Source organism: Streptomyces sp. NPDC048484, from assembly GCF_040651415.1.
GTDB lineage: Bacteria > Actinomycetota > Actinomycetes > Streptomycetales > Streptomycetaceae > Streptomyces.
Genome location: NZ_JBEZJY010000008.1, coordinates 44,853 through 63,485 on the forward strand (window position 1 = coordinate 44,853; position 18,633 = coordinate 63,485).

The 18,633-nt window shown below is 70.1% G+C and carries 13 protein-coding genes; 8 read left to right on the plus strand and 5 right to left on the minus strand.

Going from position 1 to position 18,633, the window contains the following annotated elements; genetic code table 11:
• Positions 1-61: 61 nt before the first annotated feature.
• Entirely contained in the window at positions 62-871 is an 810-nt protein-coding gene (locus tag AB0D14_RS10210) for an alpha/beta hydrolase (RefSeq protein WP_362776696.1), read from the plus strand.
• 136 nt (positions 872-1,007) lie between these two features.
• Here the strand turns inward: AB0D14_RS10210 and AB0D14_RS10215 are convergent, their stop codons facing one another.
• Positions 1,008-2,924, minus strand: coding sequence for a glycoside hydrolase family 97 catalytic domain-containing protein (locus tag AB0D14_RS10215; RefSeq protein ID WP_362776698.1), 1,917 nt, complete (start codon positions 2,922-2,924; stop codon positions 1,008-1,010).
• 465 nt (positions 2,925-3,389) lie between these two features.
• Here AB0D14_RS10215 and AB0D14_RS10220 point away from each other — a divergent pair, with 465 nt between their 5' ends.
• A complete protein-coding gene (locus AB0D14_RS10220) occupies positions 3,390-3,518 on the plus strand; it encodes a hypothetical protein (protein ID WP_362776700.1) in 129 nt (42 codons plus the stop codon).
• A gap of 81 nt (positions 3,519-3,599) precedes the next feature.
• On the opposite strand, the gene AB0D14_RS10225 is transcribed toward AB0D14_RS10220, so the two are convergent.
• The gene (locus AB0D14_RS10225; RefSeq protein WP_362776702.1) at positions 3,600-5,231 is read right to left on the minus strand and encodes a metallophosphoesterase family protein; all 1,632 of its coding nucleotides are present in this window, start codon (positions 5,229-5,231) and stop codon (positions 3,600-3,602) included.
• A gap of 186 nt (positions 5,232-5,417) precedes the next feature.
• Here AB0D14_RS10225 and AB0D14_RS10230 point away from each other — a divergent pair, with 186 nt between their 5' ends.
• The 4 genes from AB0D14_RS10230 (at position 5,418) to AB0D14_RS10245 (ending at position 11,371) form a co-directional block, all read left to right on the plus strand.
• Positions 5,418-6,458 carry a 3-isopropylmalate dehydrogenase gene (locus tag AB0D14_RS10230; protein ID WP_362776704.1) on the plus strand — a complete coding sequence of 347 codons (1,041 nt, stop codon included), beginning with the start codon at positions 5,418-5,420 and terminating at the stop codon, positions 6,456-6,458.
• 276 nt (positions 6,459-6,734) lie between these two features.
• The gene (locus tag AB0D14_RS10235) at positions 6,735-7,841 is read left to right on the plus strand and encodes a branched-chain amino acid aminotransferase (protein ID WP_362776706.1); all 1,107 of its coding nucleotides are present in this window, start codon (positions 6,735-6,737) and stop codon (positions 7,839-7,841) included.
• A 521-nt stretch (positions 7,842-8,362) separates the two neighbouring features.
• A complete protein-coding gene (gene cimA / locus AB0D14_RS10240) occupies positions 8,363-9,967 on the plus strand; it encodes a citramalate synthase (protein ID WP_362776709.1) in 1,605 nt (534 codons plus the stop codon).
• Between the two features lie 57 nt (positions 9,968-10,024).
• Positions 10,025-11,371, plus strand: coding sequence for a hypothetical protein (locus AB0D14_RS10245; protein ID WP_362776711.1), 1,347 nt, complete (start codon positions 10,025-10,027; stop codon positions 11,369-11,371).
• Positions 11,372-11,588: 217 nt separating this feature from the next.
• Here AB0D14_RS10245 and AB0D14_RS10250 read toward each other — a convergent pair whose 3' ends face one another.
• The 3 genes from AB0D14_RS10250 to AB0D14_RS10260 form a co-directional block, all read right to left on the minus strand.
• A complete protein-coding gene (locus tag AB0D14_RS10250; RefSeq protein WP_362776713.1) occupies positions 11,589-12,371 on the minus strand; it encodes a serine protease in 783 nt (260 codons plus the stop codon).
• Positions 12,372-12,644: 273 nt separating this feature from the next.
• Positions 12,645-13,139 (minus strand): N-acetyltransferase, encoded by a 495-nt coding sequence (locus tag AB0D14_RS10255; protein WP_362776715.1) that lies wholly within the window; start codon positions 13,137-13,139, stop codon positions 12,645-12,647.
• 341 nt (positions 13,140-13,480) lie between these two features.
• Complete coding sequence (locus tag AB0D14_RS10260) at positions 13,481-14,092, minus strand: YceI family protein (protein WP_362776717.1); 612 nt, start codon at positions 14,090-14,092, stop codon at positions 13,481-13,483.
• A gap of 234 nt (positions 14,093-14,326) precedes the next feature.
• Here AB0D14_RS10260 and AB0D14_RS10265 point away from each other — a divergent pair, with 234 nt between their 5' ends.
• Positions 14,327-16,801: a polysaccharide lyase 8 family protein gene (locus AB0D14_RS10265; RefSeq protein WP_362776719.1), complete on the plus strand. Its 2,475-nt coding sequence runs from the start codon at positions 14,327-14,329 to the stop codon at positions 16,799-16,801.
• 164 nt (positions 16,802-16,965) lie between these two features.
• Complete coding sequence (locus AB0D14_RS10270; protein WP_362776721.1) at positions 16,966-18,558, plus strand: acyl-CoA carboxylase subunit beta; 1,593 nt, start codon at positions 16,966-16,968, stop codon at positions 18,556-18,558.
• The last annotated feature ends 75 nt before the right edge of the window (positions 18,559-18,633 follow it).

An 18,633-nucleotide genomic window follows, 5' to 3' on the forward strand; every position in this document is an offset into this window, starting at 1 on the left:
AGACGGGCCAGACGGGCCAGACGGGCCAGACGAGTGTGACCGCCGACGACGGCATACGGCTGTGGGCGCACCGGAGCGGCCGGGCGAGCCACTCGTTCTGTGCCACGGCGGGCCCGGGCTGTGGGACATGTTCGGGGACGTGGCGGGGATGTTCACCGACACGGCCGCGGTGATCCGCTGGGACCAGCGCGGCTGCGGTCGCTCCGAGCGGTGCGCCGGGCCGTGGACCACCGAGCGGTTCGTGGCCGACCTGGACGCCGTGCGGCGGCACTTCGGGCTGGAGCGGATGGTGCTGCTCGGCCACTCCTGGGGCGCGCAACTGGCGCTGAGCTACGCGCTGGCCCACCCGGAGCGGGTCGGCTCGCTGGTGTATGTGAGCGGTACGGGGATCGGGCCGGACTCGGACTGGCATGACGCCTATCGGGAAGCCTTCCTCGGCCGGCTCGGCGAGCGGCCCGAACGGCTGGCTCGCTTCCGTGAGCTGACGAGGCGTCAGTGGCGCTCTCCGTCGGAGGAAGGAGAGGTGGCCGTCCTGCGCTGGTCGGTCGAGTTCGTCGGCCGGGACCGGGACCTGGAGCACGCCGGACGCATGGCCGACCCCTGGTTCGACGTCAACGACGCCTGCAACAAGGCCCTCAACGCGGAGCGGTCGAGCACCTGGGGCGCCCCCGGGCTGTTCTCCGCCTGCCGGGCGCTCGACCTCCCGGTGGCCGTGGTCGACGGGGCGGCGGACATCCGGCCGCGTTCGGCGGTGGACTCGCTGGAGCGGGTCCTGCCGCGCGTACGGCGGACGACCCTGCCGACGGCGGGGCACCTGCCCTGGGTCGAGGATCCGACGGGCTTCCGCCGGGCGGTCGCCGCCGCCCTGTGAGCGGCCGCGGCGGACCGGGGACGGGGCCGAGAGTACCGAGCCGGGTACGGGGCCGAGTACCGGACCGAGTACCGGACCGCGCAGCGGCGCCCCCGCGCGGACGTGCTTTCGCGCGGGGGCGCCGACGCCGTGTGCGTCAGCGGTCGCAGCTCGTGCGGCCCGGGTGCCAGCGGCAGGCCAGCGCCGCGAAGCCGCCGTCCGCCACGACGGGCACGGTGAGACTGTCGCCGCCACGGACGACGTGCGGTTCGCGGACCAGCCCCGACGGGCCGTCGGTCACGGTCTCCACGAGCCACCTGCCGGCTCCGAGACGCATGGGTACGTCCACGCTCTGGGCCGCCCCCGCGAACGTACCGCCGATGAACCAGCGGCCGTCGGACGCCCGGCGAGCCATGACGGCCGAGCGTCCGGGGTCGCCGGTGAGCAGGCGGGTGTCCTCCCAGCCGGTGGGCAGTTGCTCCAGATAACGGCGGGCCTGCGGACGGGCTTCGTACGACTCCGGAGTGCCGGAGAGGTTCTGGATGCCGGACTCGTAGAGCACGGCAAGACCCAACTCACCCGCGTCGGAGTTGACGTTGGGGCGGAACGGGCGGTGGAAGGCGCCCGGGGTGAAGTCCATGGAGCCGATGACGTTGCGCGTGAAGGGGAGCGAGGCCAGCTGCTCGGGCGTGTTGTTGCGCTTCTCCTCGCCGCCGACGCCCTCCATCGTCATCACGTGCGGCCAGGTGCGCTGGATGCCCTTGGGGATCGTGGAACCGTGGAAGTTGACCATCAGGTGGTGCTTCGCGGTGTCCTTGAGGGCGTCGTCGTACCAGCGCATCCGCTCCTGCGACTCCGAGTCCATGAAGTCGATCTTCACGCCCTTGACGCCCCAGCGTTCCAGCGTGGAGAGCCACTTCTCGCGTTCCACGGGGTCGGTGAGAAGGGAGTAGTGGAGCCAGACCTGGATCTCGACGCCGCGTTCCTTGCCGTAGCGCACCAGCTCGGGCATCCAGTTGTTCTTCTGCCAGTCGGGGTCGATGACGTCCCACTCGCCGGGCTTGTAGTACCAGCCCGCGTCGACGACCTCGTACGGCCAGTCGCGCTCGGCCGCGTAGTCGACGTACTTCTTCTGCGCCTCCAGGCTCTGGCCCGCCTCCTTGCCGCCCGCGAGCCAGGTCCACAGGGCCGGACCCGGCTTGATCCAGGAGGTGTCGCGGACGCGGGACCTGGGGGCGAGGTCGTCGGTGAACGTGGACTCGGTGACCGTCGCCAGATCACCGGTGACCACCGCGCGCCAGGGCGTGGTGAGGCTGCCGGACACCTGGACCGGCTCGTCGTTCCACAGGCCCACGCCGTACGTCGGTGAGCCGGCGGCGTGGGTGAGGTGGGCGCCCGAGTAGTCGCCGGAGAGGTCCGACTCGGCGATCAGGGCGTAGCCGCCGTCCGTCTTGAAGAGGGACTGCATCATGTACGTGCCCGCCGGGGCCGTGGCCGCCGTCGTATAGCGGCTGAAGGGGAGTTCGTTGTCCGCGCGGTAGCGGCCGAGTACGGCCTCGGCGGTGGCGGGGAGGGTGAAGGCGGAGGCCTCGCGGACCACGTCGCCGTGGTCGCCGGGCAGGACGTAGCGGTAGGCCACGCCGTCCGGGGCGACGCGGGTCAGCAGGTCGATGCGGGCCCCGGCCGCCGTGCGGAAGCGGAAACGGGACTCGGTCATGCGGACGTCGCGCTTGTGGGACTTGCCCGTCGGGACCGTGTAGTGCTCCGCGACCTTCCGTTCGGAGCGGCCGGTGAGGGTCAGGCCCTGGGAGAAGTCGGCCTGTTCGGTGACCAGTCCGACCGGGGACGGTTCGAGGACCGTGCGGCCGGCACGTCTCACCGCGAGGGTCGGGCGGCCGTCGGCCGGGTCGAGGGAGACCACGGCCGTGGGGGAGCCGTGCGGGCCGCGCACCTCCCATGACGTGGCGGCGGCCGCCGGGGTTTCCGCGCGGGCCGGGAGAGTCGCCGCGGTGGTGGTGAGGAGTGCGGAACAGAGCATCAGCGTGATGGTGCTGGTCCGGGCTGGGACCGCCATGTGGAACCCCTTCTGTCACAGTCATCCGATGACTGGGCGATGAAAGTGAGAGTGAAGGGGGTGTTGGGGCATGTCAAGGCATCTGACAGCATCAGACATCGGATTGCTGATGCGCCGTTCAGTAGTCGTACTCCCTGGTTCACACGGCCCGTGATCCCCGGCCGCGCGCACTGGTCGGGGAGCTACGGGCACTCTCGCCGCGTACGGTGAAAGTGCAGGTCAGGGCGGTGTGACCCAATCGGCCGTCTCAGATAGTAGGAAGTCCGACTAACTATGGAGACAGATGCGCGGTCCTCACTTAGCTTTGTAGGAGCCGAACGTCTCGCTCGACCCAGCGAATGGCGGTCGTGAGCCGGAGCCCCTGGCAGGCAACCCCTGCGGCACCGCTCCCCGCCTCTTCCGGCGTCTCGTAGTCCCTCACCGCACTTCCGGCGGCCGCTGCCGGAGGCAAGGAGTCGATTCATCATGGCCGAGACGACCACTCGCCGAGTCCGTCACGTTTCCCGTACCAGCGAGTCCGACCGGAAGAACGCCGCCGCCGCGCTCCAGCGCGCCCTCGACCGCAGGGACAACGGCGGTTCGACGGGCCACTGAGCCGTAGCGACGGGCCGTAACAGGCCCTGCCGGGTCACTGAGTCATGGCTGAGTCATGGTGTGGCGCGGTGGCGCGGGGTCTCACGCTCCGCGCCGTACCTCGAAGTGGTCGATGCGCCTGCCGTTCTCGGCGAGCGCCGACACCTTGAGCCGGGGAGCGGAGCCCGCCTCCACCTCCACGGAGAGGAAGGAGTAGCCGGTGTACCGCACCCGCGACCACTCCACGGTGTCGGGGTTCTGGTTCCCCGACCTGGTCCAGTGGTAGGTCTTCACGGACTCGCGGTCGGCGACCTTTTCCTCGTAGCTGTCTTTCACTCCTGAGGGGAAGCTGTACAGGCTCTTGCCCGCGCCGCCGGCCGTGACGTACACGATCCCGTCCCGCGTCGGATCGGTCGACGCGCCGACCGGCACCGGCTTGCCCACTCCGCCGTTCTTGATGGCGTCGGTCCGCTCGTACACGTGGTTGTGGCCGTTGATCACCAGGTCCACCTCGTGTTTGGTGAACAGCGGCAGCCAGGCGTCCCGTACGCCCCCGTCCGAGGCGTGCGTCGACGTCGAGTAGGCGCAGTGGTGGAAGAAGACGACGACGAAGTCGACCCCCTTCTCCTTGCGCAGTTCCCCGAGCCGCCTGTCGAGCCAGTCCGTCTGCCGGCCGTCCGTGTAGCCCCTGTTGGCGGGGATCTCGTACGAGACGTCGTTCGCGTCCAGCGCCACGATCCCGACGTTGCCGTACGTGAACGAGTAGACGCCCGGGGCGTTCTTCGCGTCGAAGCCGTTGTCCGGGAGTGAGAAGCGCGCCGACTGGCCGCCGTAGCCGTTCGGTGAGTACCAGGCCTCCATGTCGTGGTTGCCGGTCGTCACCATCCACGGAACCGTCTTCGCCACCGACTCCGTCTGCTTGAGGAACAGGTCCCAGGCGGCGGGGTCGTAGATGTCCGAGTCCTTGCCGTGGCCCGTCACGTCCGCGTAGCAGATGTCACCCGCGTGCAGATGGAAGGCCGGCTCCCGGCCGAGGATCAGACGGTCGTTGGCGAGCGCGTCGGGGGTGACGCCCTGGTCGCCGAATGCGGTGAACACGAACTTCTCCGCACGGGCGGGCGCGGTGGTGAACGAGCCGACCGTCGAATGCCGTTCCTTGGACGCCGGGTCGAACCCCTCGTGACCGACGCCGTAGTAGTACGTCGTCCCGGGGCGCAGGCCGTCGAGCGCTGCGTGCAGGTAGTACTGGTCGAGGGCGAGCCGCCGGCCTTCGAGCCCTGGTGTGTGCAGGTCGCGGACCTCGGCGTCGATCTTCCGGCTCAGCTCCCAGGGCTTCAGCCCCACCCGCACGTACGGCTTCCTGACCGCGAGCGGCACCTGCCAGGAGACGCGCATCTGGGTCTTCGGGTCCGCGCCGAAGGCGAGATGGCGGCCGAAGGGGGCGACGACCGCGCCTTCCACCCGTTCGGTGGGGGTGGAGCCCGCGGACAGGGGCGAGGCGGAACGGCTCGCCGTGTCCGTACCCGAGCCCGAACCGGAGCCCGAGCAGCCGGTCAGCAGCCCGCCGGCCACCGCGCCCGCGCTCACCAGGGCGCGGCGGCGGGAGAACTTCGTCCGCAGGTACTCGTACTGCTCCGCCATGCTCATCCGGCGGGCGAGCTGCGGCGGGATGCCGACATCGGGAACGGGGGGTCCGGGAGGCCCGGGGGGTGTCTCCCTGAAAGGCGCAGTCATGATGGTGAACTTCCCATCGAGCGCCAACATCCGCCATACGTACAGGTGAACGGCGGCCGACGGGATGATGCGCGACCCTCCCGCCTCTCCGGATCCGTAGGCAGATCCGTAGGCCCGTCCCGTCGGGTCGTGTCCGTATCGCGGACGCCCGGTGTCATCCCGTGGGACGGGGCGTAGGGTGCCGACATGTCTCGCAGCATCGATCTCGCAGTGATCCCCGGTGACGGCATCGGCCAGGAAGTCGTGGCCCAAGGCCTGAAGGTCCTCTCCGCCGTCCTTCCGCAGGATGTGAAGCTGGAGACCAAGGAGTTCGACTTCGGCGCCCGGCGCTACCGCGCGACCGGTGAGACCCTCACCGACGCCGACCTGGACGCCCTGAAGCAGCACGACGCCATCCTGCTCGGCGCGATCGGCGACCCGTCGGTCCCGTCCGGTGTCCTGGAGCGCGGTTTCCTGCTCAAGCTCCGCTTCGCCTTCGACCACCACGTCAACCTGCGTCCGTCGAAGCTCCTCCCGGGTGTCGCCACCCCGCTCGCGGGCCAGCCGGAGATCGACTTCGTGGTCGTCCGTGAGGGCACCGAGGGCCCGTACACCGGCAACGGCGGCACGATCCGCAAGGGCACCCCGCACGAGGTCGCCACCGAGGTCTCCGTGAACACGGCCTTCGGTGTCGAGCGCGTCGTGCGTGACGCCTTCGCCCGCGCCCAGGCCCGCCCCCGCAAGAAGCTCACGCTGGTCCACAAGAACAACGTGCTCACCTTCGCGGGCCACCTGTGGACGAACACCTTCAACAAGGTGGCCGAGGAGTTCCCCGAGGTCACCACGGACTACATCCACGTGGACGCCGCGACGATCTACCTCGTCACGGACCCCGCACGCTTCGACGTGATCGTCACCGACAACCTCTTCGGCGACATCATCACCGACCTCGCCGCGGCCGTCTCCGGCGGCATCGGCGTCGCCGCCTCGGGCAACATCAACCCGAGCGGCGAGTTCCCGTCCATGTTCGAGCCGGTGCACGGCTCGGCCCCGGACATCGCGGGCCAGGGCAAGGCCGACCCCAGCGCCACCGTCCTGTCCGTCGCGCTCCTGCTGCGTCACCTCGGCTACGAGACCGAGGCCGCCCGCATCGAGGACGCCGTCTCCGCCGACCTCGCGGAGCGCGGCACCACGACCCGTTCGACCGAGGAAATCGGCGACGCGCTCGTCGGCCGAGTATCCGGCTGACCCGCCGGTACCACCCAAGCCGCCGGGTCGCTTACGCACCCGGCGGCTTTTCGTATGCCTCGCCGGGTGTCACCATCAATTCCTGGGCCGCATTCACACCGTTTTCGCCCCCCATGGCCTCCGTGGCACGGGTGGTGCCCCCATTCGGCTAGGTCCGCGCGATAATCGAACGCGGAGCCGCCGAATGAGGGAATGCTCGGACGTCCTAACACTGGCCACTGGCAGTACAGGCGTGAGCGCGGCCCGTCACACACAACCGGTGAAGGACAACCACTCATGACGACGCCCACGATCGAGCTCAAGCCCTCCTCGACCCCGCTGTCCGACGCGGAGCGGGAGGCGATCCTGGCCGGCCCCGGATTCGGCCGCCACTTCACCGACCACATGGTGACGATCAAGTGGACGGAGGGGCGTGGCTGGCACGACGGTCAGCTCGTCCCGTACGGCCCGCTCTCCATCGACCCCGCGACGAGCGTCCTGCACTACGCGCAGGAGATCTTCGAGGGCCTGAAGGCCTACCGGCAGCCCGACGGCTCGGTCGCCACGTTCCGCCCGGACAGGAACGCCCTGCGCTTCCAGTCGTCCGCCCGCCGCCTGGCCATGCCCGAGCTGCCCGTCGAGACCTTCGTCGAAGCCTGTGACGTGCTGATCCGGCAGGACAAGGCGTGGGTGCCGGCGCACGGCGGTGAGGAGTCGCTCTACCTGCGCCCCTTCATGATCGCCACCGAGGTCGGCCTGGGCGTGCGGCCCGCGAACGAGTACCTCTTCATCGTCATCGCGTCTCCCGCCGGCGCCTACTTCCCCGGCGGTGTGCAGCCCGTCTCCATCTGGCTCTCCGAGGACCGTGTGCGCGCCGTCCCCGGGGGGGTGGGCGACGCCAAGACCGGCGGCAACTACGCCGCGTCCCTGCTGGCCCAGGCCGAGGCCGCCGCGAAGGGCTGCGACCAGGTCTGCTACCTCGACGCCGTCGAGCACAAGTGGGTCGAGGAGCTGGGCGGCATGAACCTGTACTTCGTGTACGGCGGTGACTCCGGCTCGAAGCCGGTGATCGTCACGCCCACCCTCAGCGGTTCCATCCTGGAGGGCGTCACCCGCGACTCGCTCCTCTCGGTCGCCCGTGACCTCGGTTACGGGTCCGAGCAGGCCCGCGTCTCCAGCGACCAGTGGAAGCGCGACGCGGAGAACGGCACCCTCACCGAGGTCTTCGCCTGCGGCACCGCGGCCGTCATCACCCCCGTCGGCACGGTGAAGAGCAACACCGGCGAGTGGCAGCAGAGCGGCGGCGGTCCCGGCGAGGTCACGATGAAGCTCCGTGAGGCGCTCCTCGACATCCAGCGCGGTGTCGCCGAGGACAAGCACGGCTGGATGCACAACCTGGGCTGAGCGGCTTGAACGCTGAGCGGCTCGAACGCTGAGCGGTTTGAACCGCGAGGAGGTTCTCGGCCAGGAACGGGAGTTCCTGGCCGAGAACCTCCTCGCGGGCGCCTGGAGATACGCCTGAGTTGTACTCAATTCAGGGGATTGACCCTGTGCTGCAGCGGCATCCGCGCGGCGGGCGCCACGAGCTGTGGCTCGCCGACCGACCCAGCGGCGATCAGCACAGTGCTCGCATCCTGAGACGGACGGTGAGCACGGAAGAGGTCTGTGCCAGACTGCCTCCGTGCTCTCGTTCGTCATGATTATTGGCAGCAGGCGCGCCGGTCCACAGTGACCACCACGTACGACCAGGTACGGGTGGACACCGTCATCCTCGACCCGCGCGCAGACCTCTCGCACCCGCGAGGGGTTTTTCGCTTTTCTGGCCCACCCTCAGCCGGAGGCGAGAGCGCGAGGGACCATATGGGGACGGTGGAACCGGTCATTCCGGTACCGACCGAGATCCAATCCTCAGGAGCCTTGAGACCATGACCGAAACCAGCGAGCTCGACGATTCGTTCCACGTCTTCGACACCACGCTGCGCGACGGCGCGCAGCGTGAGGGCATCAACCTCACCGTCGCGGACAAGCTGGCCATCGCACGGCACCTGGACGACTTCGGCGTGGGCTTCATCGAGGGCGGGTGGCCGGGAGCGAACCCGCGCGACACCGAGTTCTTCGCCCGCGCCCAGCAGGAGATCGACTTCCAGCACGCCCAGCTCGTCGCCTTCGGGGCCACCCGCCGGGCCGGCGGCAAGGCGAGCGAGGACCCGCAGGTCAAGGCGCTCGTCGCGTCCGGCGCGCCCGTCGTCACACTCGTCGCCAAATCCCACGACCGCCATGTCGAACTGGCGCTGCGCACCACCCTCGACGAGAACCTGGAGATGGTCCGCGACACCGTCTCGTACATCCGGGCGCAGGGCCGCCGCGTCTTCGTCGACTGCGAGCACTTCTTCGACGGCTACCGGGCGAACCCGCAGTACGCGAAGGCCGTCGTCCGGGCCGCCTCGGAGGCCGGCGCCGACGTGGTCGTCCTCTGCGACACCAACGGCGGCATGCTGCCCGCGCAGGTCCAGGCCGTCGTCGCCACCGTCCTCGCCGACACCGGGGCGCGCCTCGGCATCCACGCCCAGGACGACACGGGCTGCGCCGTCGCGAACACCCTCGCCGCCGTGGACGCGGGCGCGACCCACGTCCAGTGCACGGCGAACGGCTACGGCGAGCGTGTCGGCAACTCCAACCTCTTCCCCGTCGTCGCCGCCCTGGAGCTCAAGTACGGCAAGAAGGTCCTCCCCGAGGGCGCGCTGTCCGAGATGACCCGCATCTCGCACGCGATCGCCGAGGTCGTGAACCTGACCCCGTCCACGCACCAGCCGTACGTCGGTGTTTCGGCCTTCGCCCACAAGGCGGGCCTGCACGCCTCGGCCATCAAGGTCGACCCGGACCTCTACCAGCACATCGACCCCGAGCTGGTCGGCAACACGATGCGGATGCTCGTCTCCGACATGGCGGGCCGCGCCTCCATCGAGCTCAAGGGCAAGGAGCTGGGCGTCGACCTGGGCGGCGACCGCGAGCTGGTCGGCCGGGTCGTGGCACGGGTCAAGGAGCGTGAGCTGCAGGGCTACACGTACGAGGCCGCGGACGCCTCCTTCGAGCTGCTCCTGCGGGAGGAGGCCGAGGGGAAGGCCCGCAAGTACTTCGCAGTCGAGTCCTGGCGGGCCATCGTCGAGGACCGCCCCGACGGCAGCCACGCCAACGAGGCCACGGTCAAGCTCTTCGCCAAGGGCGAGCGGATCGTCGCCACGGCGGAGGGCAACGGCCCGGTCAACGCGCTCGACCGGGCCCTGCGGGTCGGTCTGGAGAAGATCTACCCACAGCTCGCCAAGCTGGAGCTCGTCGACTACAAGGTCCGCATCCTGGAGGGCAAGCACGGGACGCAGTCCACGACGCGAGTGCTGATCTCGACCTCGGACGGGGCGGGGGAGTGGTCGACGGTGGGTGTCGCGAAGAACGTGATCGCCGCGTCCTGGCAGGCGCTGGAGGACGCATACACGTACGGGCTGCTGCGGGCCGGGGTGGAACCCGCGGAGTAGCCACCAGAAGCTGGTCCCGCCCGCCTTGAATTGGTGGGCTGGAGTAGCTTCGAAGGTATGAAGGGCGTACTTGTACGAGGACTGTCCGTTTTGCTGATCGCCTTCGCGTGGCTGGGGCTGTCGGCCGTCGGGGCCGCGGGGGCCCGAGCTGCCACGGACGTCTCGGCGGTCGCGGACGCCCTGCGCGAGAACCCGGTGTACGTCGACCCGTCCATGTCCGGGCAACTGTCCGCGGCCGACGCCGACGCCCTGGCCGAGAAGATCGAGAAGGCGGACAAACCAGTCTTCGTCGCCGTCCTCCCCGGGGACTTCCCCGCGGAGAACCTCTTCCGGAACCTGCGCACCGACACCGGCGTCACGGGCCTGTACGCGATCCGGCTCGGCGACCGGTTCGACGCCAAGGCCGACTCCTCCGTCCTGCCGAACGACGCCGTGCGCAACCTCGTGACCAGTGTCCGGGGCGAGGACACGAAGACCCAGCTGAACGACTTCACGGACCGGGCCCTCGCCAACGTCGGCGGCTCCGCGCCCAGCGGCTGGTCCGACGGCGGTGGCGGAGACGGCGTCGAGGCGGGCGCCCTGATCGCGGTCGGCGCGGTGATCGTGGCAGGCGGCGCGGGCGCGTACGCCCTCGCGCGGCGGAGCCGCCGCAAGAAGGAAGCCGAGCGGCGGGCCGCGCTCGACAGGCTGCGGGTCGTCGTGGACGAGGACATCACCGCTTTCGGCGAGGAACTCGACCGGCTCGACTTCCACCCGGCGGAGGCCGGCGCGGACGACGCGATGCGCGCCGACTACGAGCGCTCCCTCGACGCGTACGAAAAGGCGAAGTCCTTCATGGCCGCGGCCACCCGCCCCGAAGAGGTGCGTGCCGTCACCGAGGCCCTGGAGGACGGGCGCTTCTCCCTCGCCGTGCTCGCCGCGCGCCGCGAGGGCAGGCCCGTTCCCGAACGCCGGGCGCCCTGCTTCTTCGACCCGCGCCACGGGCCGTCGGTCACCGACGCCACCTGGACGCCGGCGGGCGGAGCGCCCCGCGAGGTGCCCGTGTGCGCCGCCGACCGGGTCCGGCTGGCCGAGGGCCACGACCCCGCCGTCCGCGAGGTCGACACCGACTCGGGCCGCCGCCCCTACTGGGAGGCGGGCCCGGCGTACGGTCCCTGGGCGGGCGGCTACTTCGGCGGCGGAATCCTGCCCGGCCTCCTCGTCGGCACCATGCTCGGCTCGATGATGGCGGGCCCGGCGTACGCGGCCGACTACGGCTCCGGGTACGGGGACTTCGGAGGCGCCGGTTATGAGGGCGGGGACGTGTCCGGTGCCGACTTCGACTCCGGTGACTTCGGCGGAGGCTTCGGCGGCGGGGACTTCGGAGGCGGCGGGGGCGGCGGCGACTTCGGCGGGGGTTTCTGAGACCGCCCGCCGGTACGCCTACAGGTAAAGCCTCAAGTACGGCCTCAAGTACGGCCTCAAGTACGGCCACAAGTACGGCCACAAGTACGGCCACAAGTACGTCCGCGGGCTCGGCGCAACAGGGCGCCGGGTCCGCGGACGTCGTGCTGCGCGTCGTAGCGCGGATGTCGTACCGCGCGTCGCGTCGCGTCGCGCTGCGTTCGTCGTACCGCGTGCGTCAGAGGGTCGCTGCCGCCGATGCGATGGCGGAGGAGAAGGTCGAGACCTCGCTGTAGACGCCGGGGGCGTTGGCGCGGGCGCAGCCTATGCCCCAGCTGACGATGCCGACCTGGATGTAGGCGCCGGCGCTGTCCTTACGGAACATCGGGCCGCCGGAGTCGCCCTGGCAGGTGTCCACACCGCCCGCGGCGTAGCCGGCGCAGATCTCGTCGCCCGCGACGAGGCCGCTGTAACCGCTGTAGGTGCGGCAGGTGGCGTCGCTGACGAACGGCACACTGGCCTTGAGCATGTAGCGCTGCTGGGCGCCGCCCTCGCTGGCCGAACCCCATCCGGCGACGGTGAAGGTGCCGGAGTTGTACTGCGTGGTGGTGGCGATCTTCAGCGTGGGCAGGTTGATCGGCTGGGCGAGCTTGATGAGCGCCCAGTCCTTGCCGTTGCCGTTGTAGCCGGGGGCCCGGTAGATCTTGGTGGACTTGACCTGGACCCGGCCGGTGGTGGACTGGAGGTCCACGACACCGGCGGTGGCGGTGATGCTCGTGTTGTTGCCGGTGGCGCCCACACAGTGCGCGGCGGTGAGCACGATCTGCTGGGTGTAGAGCGCGCCGCCACAGCCCATGGAGAGCCGGACCATGAACGGGAACTCGCCCTGCGCGGCGCGGGTTCCGCCGACGACGGGCGCCGGGGCGGCCTGCGCGGAGGAGACGGGCTGAAGGCTGATGACCGCGAGGGCGGCGGCGCCTGCGACCGCGCATCTCTTGAGTGTCTTGAGAAGTCTCTGCAACGTGATGCCTTCCGTGGGGGGTGGAAGTGACAGGCGCATGCCAAATCAAACGGGAAGAAATCGCGGATTTCCTGGCATGAGCCGGTCATTTTCTGTTGAGGGATTATGGGAACGCTGTGAGCACCGCCACAAGGGGTGAAAACCAGCCGTTCCGATCCGGTCAGCAAGAAGTCCGGTCAGCAAGGAGTCCAAGCCGGCAAGGAGTCCGGTCAACAAGGAGTCCGGCCGGCGGGGAGTCCGGTCGGCAAGGGCTCGGGTCAGCAGGGACTGCGGTCACCCGCGGTCCGGCAGGGCCAGCCACTCCTTCCACGACAGGTCCCGTCCGATGAACCGCGGCCGCTCGAAGGGCCACGCCTCGGCGATCCACCGCGGCACGAACGCGTCGAGGCCCCGCTCCAGAGCGGTCCCCGCCCGGTCGTCGACGACCCACCAGGAGATCTCGGCGTCGGCGCCGGCCTTCTCCGGCGGATCGATGTAGACGCACCCGTACTCGGTGGTCTCCGCCTCGTCGAACAGCACATAGTTGAAGGACTCGTGAGCGGTGATCTCGGCCGCGTGCCGTTCCAGGTCCGCCCGGTTGGCCTCGTACGTGATCGTGGCGGCGGGCCAGCCCCAGGCCTCCCCGAAGACGGACCACAGCCGCTCCCGCGACCCCATCACCGCCGGGTAGTCGATCGCGGCGTCCGCGCCGGTGATCGGCCGGAGGTGATGCCCGCCGGGCACGTCGACGTGCAGGGGGTGGACGAAGTCAGTGGGCAGCCATGTCATGGCCGGAGGCTAATGCCCGACCCGCCGGCCCCGCACCGGGATATCCCCACCGTGCCCCGCCCCACCGTGCCCCGCCCCACCGTGCCCCGCCCCACCGTGCCCCGCCCCACCGCGCCCCGGCCCGGCCGGGCTCCCGCCCCGGACAGCCGAGCGCCCGCCTTCCGCTCACAGGGAGCCGGAGGACGGGCGCGCTCGGAAATTCGCAGAACAGGACGGCATCCGTCACCCGGATACTCGGATCTGTCCGTTACTCGGAGCAGCCGGATGCTCGGGTCGGTCCGTTACCTGGCGCAACCAGGTGCTCGGGCCGGTCCCGTACCCGGCGCGACCAGATGCCCGGCTCAGCCGGCGTTCTTGATCGCCGAGATGTCGAAGGTCAGCTTGATCTTGTCGGAGACGAGCACGCCACCGGTCTCCAGCGCCGCGTTCCAGGTCAGGCCCCACTCGGAGCGCAGGATCTGCGCCTTGCCCTCGAAGCCGACACGCTCGTTGCCGAACGGGTCCTTCGCGGCGCCGTTGAACTCCAGGTCGATGGAGAGCGGCTTGGTGGTGCCGAGGATCGTCAGATCACCGGTGATGCGGTAGTCGTCGCCGCCCAGGGCCTCCGCCGCGGTGGAGCGGAAGGTCATCGTGGGGAACTCCTCCGTTTTGAAGAAGTCCGCGCTCTTCAGGTGACCGTCACGGTCGGCGGAACCGGTGCTGATGCTGTCCATCTTGACGTCGATGGTCGCCGTCGACAGCGACGGGTCGCCGCCGTCCAGGTGCAGGCTTCCGGTGAAGTCCTCGAAGCCACCCTTGACGTTCGTCACCATGGCGTGGCGCGCGACGAAGCCGATCGTCGAGTGGGCCGGGTCGATGGCGTAGTCGCCGGTCAGAGCGGCGAGGTCGGGGCTGACGGCGCCGGGCGCCGCGGTGGTGATGCCGTCCGTGTCCTTGCGGCCGAAGATACCCATGACTAGCTCCTTGATGACGAGCCCCGGCCCTGTACCGAAGCTGTTTACTGTTCAACTACTGCGACCGTAGACCTATTCCATACAAGTTTCAACAGTGCGCGGGGCGTGTTGCCCCGGTTGCACCCGGTTGCCATTGGTCTACACCGAAGACGATCCGTTGGCACCCTGGTGGACACGTGTAGACCTCGGGCACCATCGCCTTCAGTCGGTACGGTCACCCGCAGGAGGCTCCGTATGAAGCGCCGTTCCGCCCGGACCACCCGCCGTGCGTTCCTGCTGGCGGCCGCGCTCACGTCGAGCGGGCCGCTCCTCGCGTCCGCTTTCCCCTCCTCTGCGCGCGCGGCGGACGGCGACGCGTACGAAGGCCCATACGAAGGCCCATACGAAGGCCCGTATGAAGGCACATCTGAAGACGCGTACGACACGCTCCGCCTCCGCTGGCTGGAGATCGCCCTCGGAGCCGGCTACGACCCGGCCGCCCAGCCGTACGCCGCCCGGCTCGCCGAGACCGGCGAGCTGGCCCGTGGCTTCCGGGCCGCCATGGCTCCGGCGGCGAACTCGCTGTGGCCCGGCTACCCGTACGACCCGCCCTCCGGCATCACCCAGAGCTACAGCAGGCTGTGGACGATGGCCCAGGCGTACGTCCAGGAGGGCACCGGCTCCACCGGCGACGCGGGGCTGCTCGCGGACATCCTGCGCGGCCTCGACCACCTCTCCACCACCGTCTACAACCCCTCCACCAGCCGTTACGGCAACTGGTGGGAGTGGCAGATCGGCAGCCCCCGCCTCCTCACGGACATCGTGGCCGCCCTGCACGGCGAGCTGACGGACGAGCGGATCGCCGCCGCCTGCGCCGCCGTCGACCACTTCGTCCCCGACAGCATGCTGCGCGACTACACCGGCACCTCGACCGGAGCCAACCGCGTCGACCTGTGCCGCTCCGTCGCCCTGCGCGGCATCCTCGGCCGCGCCCCGGAGAAGATCGCGCTCGCCCGGGACGCGCTCTCACCCGTCTTCCCGTACGTCACCCAGGGGGACGGGCTCTACGCCGACGGGTCGTTCGTCCAGCACACCTGGGTCGCGTACTCGGGGACGTACGGACAGGTCATGCTCGACGGACTCGGCCGGCTCTTCGCGCTGCTCGCCGGTTCGGAGTGGGAGGTGACCGACCCCGGCAAGCAGATCGTCCTCGACAGCGTGGAGAAGGCCTACGCGCCGCTGATCCACGACGGGCTGATGATGGACAGTGTCAACGGACGTGCCATCAGCCGGGGTTACCTCAGGAGCGACGACCGGCAGGTCATGCGCAGCGACCACTTCCACGGCCAGGCGCTGGTCGCAGCGATCGCGCTGCTCGCCGAGGGCGCGAGCGCGGCGGAACGGGAGCGCTGGCAGGGGCGGATCAAGGGCTGGATCGAACGGGACACCGTCACCCCGATCCTGACGGCACGCCAGTTCGGCGTGGCCGATCTGGCCCGCCTGCACGCCGTCGCCGACTCGGCCCTGCCGGCCGCCCCGGAGCCGGCCGGTCACCACCTCTTCGCCGCGATGGACCGGGCCGTCCACCGCGGTCCCGGCTTCACCGCGAACATCGCCATGGCGAGCGAGCGGATCGCCCACTACGAGTGCGGCAACGGCGAGAACCCGCGCGGGTGGCACACGGGAGCCGGGATGCTCTACTGGTGGGCCGACGGACCCGGGGCCCACTCAGCCCGCTCGGCTCATTCCTCCCGCTCGGCCCGGCTCGCCCGGTCCACCCGCTCCGACCGGTCCGACCAGTACACGGACTGGTTCTGGCCGACCGTCGACTGGTACCGGCTCCCCGGCACGACCGTGTCCACCAAGCGGCTCGCGGACCGGGCGGGCGGCGAGTGGGGCGAGCCCAAACCCGCGGTGCGCTGGGTCGGCGGCACCACCGACGGCGAGTACGCGGCTGTCGGTCAGCACCTGTCGGGCCTCGGCTCGACCCTTCAGGCCCGCAAGTCGTGGTTCTGCCTCGCCGACGCGATCGTCTGCCTCGGTGCGGGGATCACCGCCACGGACGGCGTCCCGGTCGAGACGGTCGTCGACAACAGGAACCTGGGGGAGGGCGGCACGCAGACCCTCGTACGAGGTCCCGGCTGGGCCCACCTGGAAGGCCACGGGGGATGGGTGGTCCTGGACGGGCCCGCCCTGCGCACCCTCCGGGAGGACCGCACCGGGGCCTGGTCCGACATCAACACCACCAGCACCACCGAACGCCGGACCCGCCGCTGGCAGACACTCTGGCTCGACCACGGCACGGACCCGGTGGACGCCACGTACGCCTACGTCGTACTGCCCGGCGCCTCGCGCCGCACGGTCGCAGCCCGCGCGGCGGACCGGCGCCCGCTGTCGATTCTCGCCAACGACTCCGGCCGCCAGGCCGTGGCCGTACCGGCCCTGGGGCTGCTCGCGGCCAACTTCTGGCGGCCGGGAACGGCGGGCCCGCTCACCGTCTCCGCCCCCGCGAGCGTGCTGGTACGCAGCCGGGGCCGCACCGCCACCCTCTGTGTGAGCGAACCGCCGCGCACCGGGGAGGCCCTGGAGATCGTCTGGGACCGTCCCGTACGCAGGGTCGTGCGGGCCGGCCCGGGTGTCGAGGTGCTTGCCACCGGGCGCGGGCTGAGGCTGCGCGTCACGCCGGGGAAGGCCTGCGAAACGCACGAATGTGAGGTGACTCTCAGCTGACGGCCTGCGACGGCTTTGTGAGACCCCTACAAGCCGCACGCCCTCTGAGCAGTCGGATCGCCTGCACGCGGCCGGGGTTCTGTTCAGGGGTACCAGTAAAACGGGCCGGAGACTGTACGGAGTCGACGGCCCGCTTTCCTTGGTGGACTTCGTAAGGTCACTACATGACCGTTTTGGACGAGACCGATCCCTCAACCGGCGAGCCCACGGATTCCCGGGGGCGGGCAGCCGAGTTGCAGGCGATCCGTGCGGAGGCTCTTCGCGGCCCCAGCGACAAGGCGACCGCGGCACAGCACGCCAAGGGCAAGCTGACCTCCCGGGAGCGGATCGAGCTGCTGCTGGACGAGGGCTCGTTCAACGAGGTCGAGCAGTTGCGGCGGCACCGGGCGACCGGCTTCGGCCTGGAGGCCAAGAAGCCTTACACGGACGGCGTCATCACCGGCTGGGGCACGGTCGAGGGCCGCACGGTCTTCGTGTACGCGCACGACTTCCGCATCTTCGGCGGCGCGCTGGGCGAGGCGCACGCCACGAAGATCCACAAGATCATGGACATGGCCATCGCGGCCGGAGCGCCACTGGTCTCGCTGAACGACGGCGCGGGCGCCCGTATCCAGGAGGGCGTGAGCGCGCTCGCGGGGTACGGCGGCATCTTCCAGCGCAACACGCGCGCTTCGGGTGTCATCCCGCAGATCTCGGTCATGCTCGGCCCGTGCGCGGGCGGCGCGGCCTACAGCCCCGCCCTCACGGACTTCGTGTTCATGGTCCGCGAGACCTCGCAGATGTTCATCACGGGACCGGACGTCGTCAAGGCGGTCACCGGCGAGGAGATCACCCAGAACGGCCTGGGCGGCGCGGACGTCCACGCCGAGACGAGCGGCGTCGCGCACTTCGCGTACGACGACGAGGAGACCTGCATCGCGGAGGTCCGCTACCTCCTGTCGATGCTGCCGCAGAACAACCGCGAGAACCCGCCGGCCGCCGACACCGAGGACGAGGCCGACCGCCGCTCGGACGTGCTCCTGGACCTGGTCCCGGCGGACGGCAGCCGTCCGTACGACATGACCAAGGTCATCGAGGAACTCGTCGACGACGGCGACTACCTGGAGATCCACGAGCGCTGGGCCCGCAACATCATCTGCGCCCTGGCGCGGCTCGACGGTCAGGTGGTGGGCATCGTCGCCAACCAGCCGCAGGCCCTGGCGGGCGTCCTGGACATCGAGGCGTCGGAAAAAGCTGCACGGTTTGTCCAGATGTGCGACGCTTTCAATATTCCCATCGTCACGCTGCTGGATGTGCCGGGCTTCCTGCCCGGTGTCGACCAGGAGCACGGCGGAATCATCCGGCACGGTGCGAAGCTCCTCTACGCCTACTGCAACGCCACCGTGCCGCGGATCTCGCTGATCCTGCGCAAGGCCTACGGAGGCGCGTACATCGTCATGGACAGCCAGTCCATCGGCGCCGACCTCACGTATGCCTGGCCGACGAACGAGATCGCCGTGATGGGCGCGGAGGGTGCGGCCAACGTCATCTTCCGCCGCCAGATCGCGGAGGCGGAGGACCCCGAGGCGATGCGGGTACGCATGGTCAAGGAGTACAAGGCCGAGCTGATGCACCCCTACTACGCGGCCGAGCGCGGTCTGGTCGACGACGTCATCGACCCCACGGAAACCCGCGAGATCCTCATCCGTTCCCTTGCGATGCTCCGCACCAAGCACGCGGACCTGCCCTCCCGCAAGCACGGAAACCCGCCGCAGTAGTTGCCCGCGCAGCAGTAACCCGCAGGACCCGTCGCGGCAACCGCGCGGACCTCTCTCTCACGGAGACTGACACCT

Excerpts from the sequence above, each read along its gene's own strand:
- AB0D14_RS10230 (WP_362776704.1), top strand. The coding sequence starts at position 5,418 with ATGTCTCGCAGCATCGATCTCGCAGTGATCCCCGGTGACGGCATCGGC.
- AB0D14_RS10270 (WP_362776721.1), top strand. The coding sequence starts at position 16,966 with ATGACCGTTTTGGACGAGACCGATCCCTCAACCGGCGAGCCCACGGAT.
- AB0D14_RS10235 (WP_362776706.1), top strand. The coding sequence starts at position 6,735 with ATGACGACGCCCACGATCGAGCTCAAGCCCTCCTCGACCCCGCTGTCC.
- AB0D14_RS10225 (WP_362776702.1), bottom strand. The coding sequence starts at position 5,231 with ATGACTGCGCCTTTCAGGGAGACACCCCCCGGGCCTCCCGGACCCCCC.
- AB0D14_RS10265 (WP_362776719.1), top strand. The coding sequence starts at position 14,327 with ATGAAGCGCCGTTCCGCCCGGACCACCCGCCGTGCGTTCCTGCTGGCG.
- AB0D14_RS10220 (WP_362776700.1), top strand. The coding sequence starts at position 3,390 with ATGGCCGAGACGACCACTCGCCGAGTCCGTCACGTTTCCCGTACCAGC.
- AB0D14_RS10260 (WP_362776717.1), bottom strand. The coding sequence starts at position 14,092 with ATGGGTATCTTCGGCCGCAAGGACACGGACGGCATCACCACCGCGGCG.
- AB0D14_RS10245 (WP_362776711.1), top strand. The coding sequence starts at position 10,025 with ATGAAGGGCGTACTTGTACGAGGACTGTCCGTTTTGCTGATCGCCTTC.
- cimA (WP_362776709.1), top strand. The coding sequence starts at position 8,363 with ATGACCGAAACCAGCGAGCTCGACGATTCGTTCCACGTCTTCGACACC.
- AB0D14_RS10215 (WP_362776698.1), bottom strand. The coding sequence starts at position 2,924 with ATGGCGGTCCCAGCCCGGACCAGCACCATCACGCTGATGCTCTGTTCC.
- AB0D14_RS10255 (WP_362776715.1), bottom strand. The coding sequence starts at position 13,139 with ATGACATGGCTGCCCACTGACTTCGTCCACCCCCTGCACGTCGACGTG.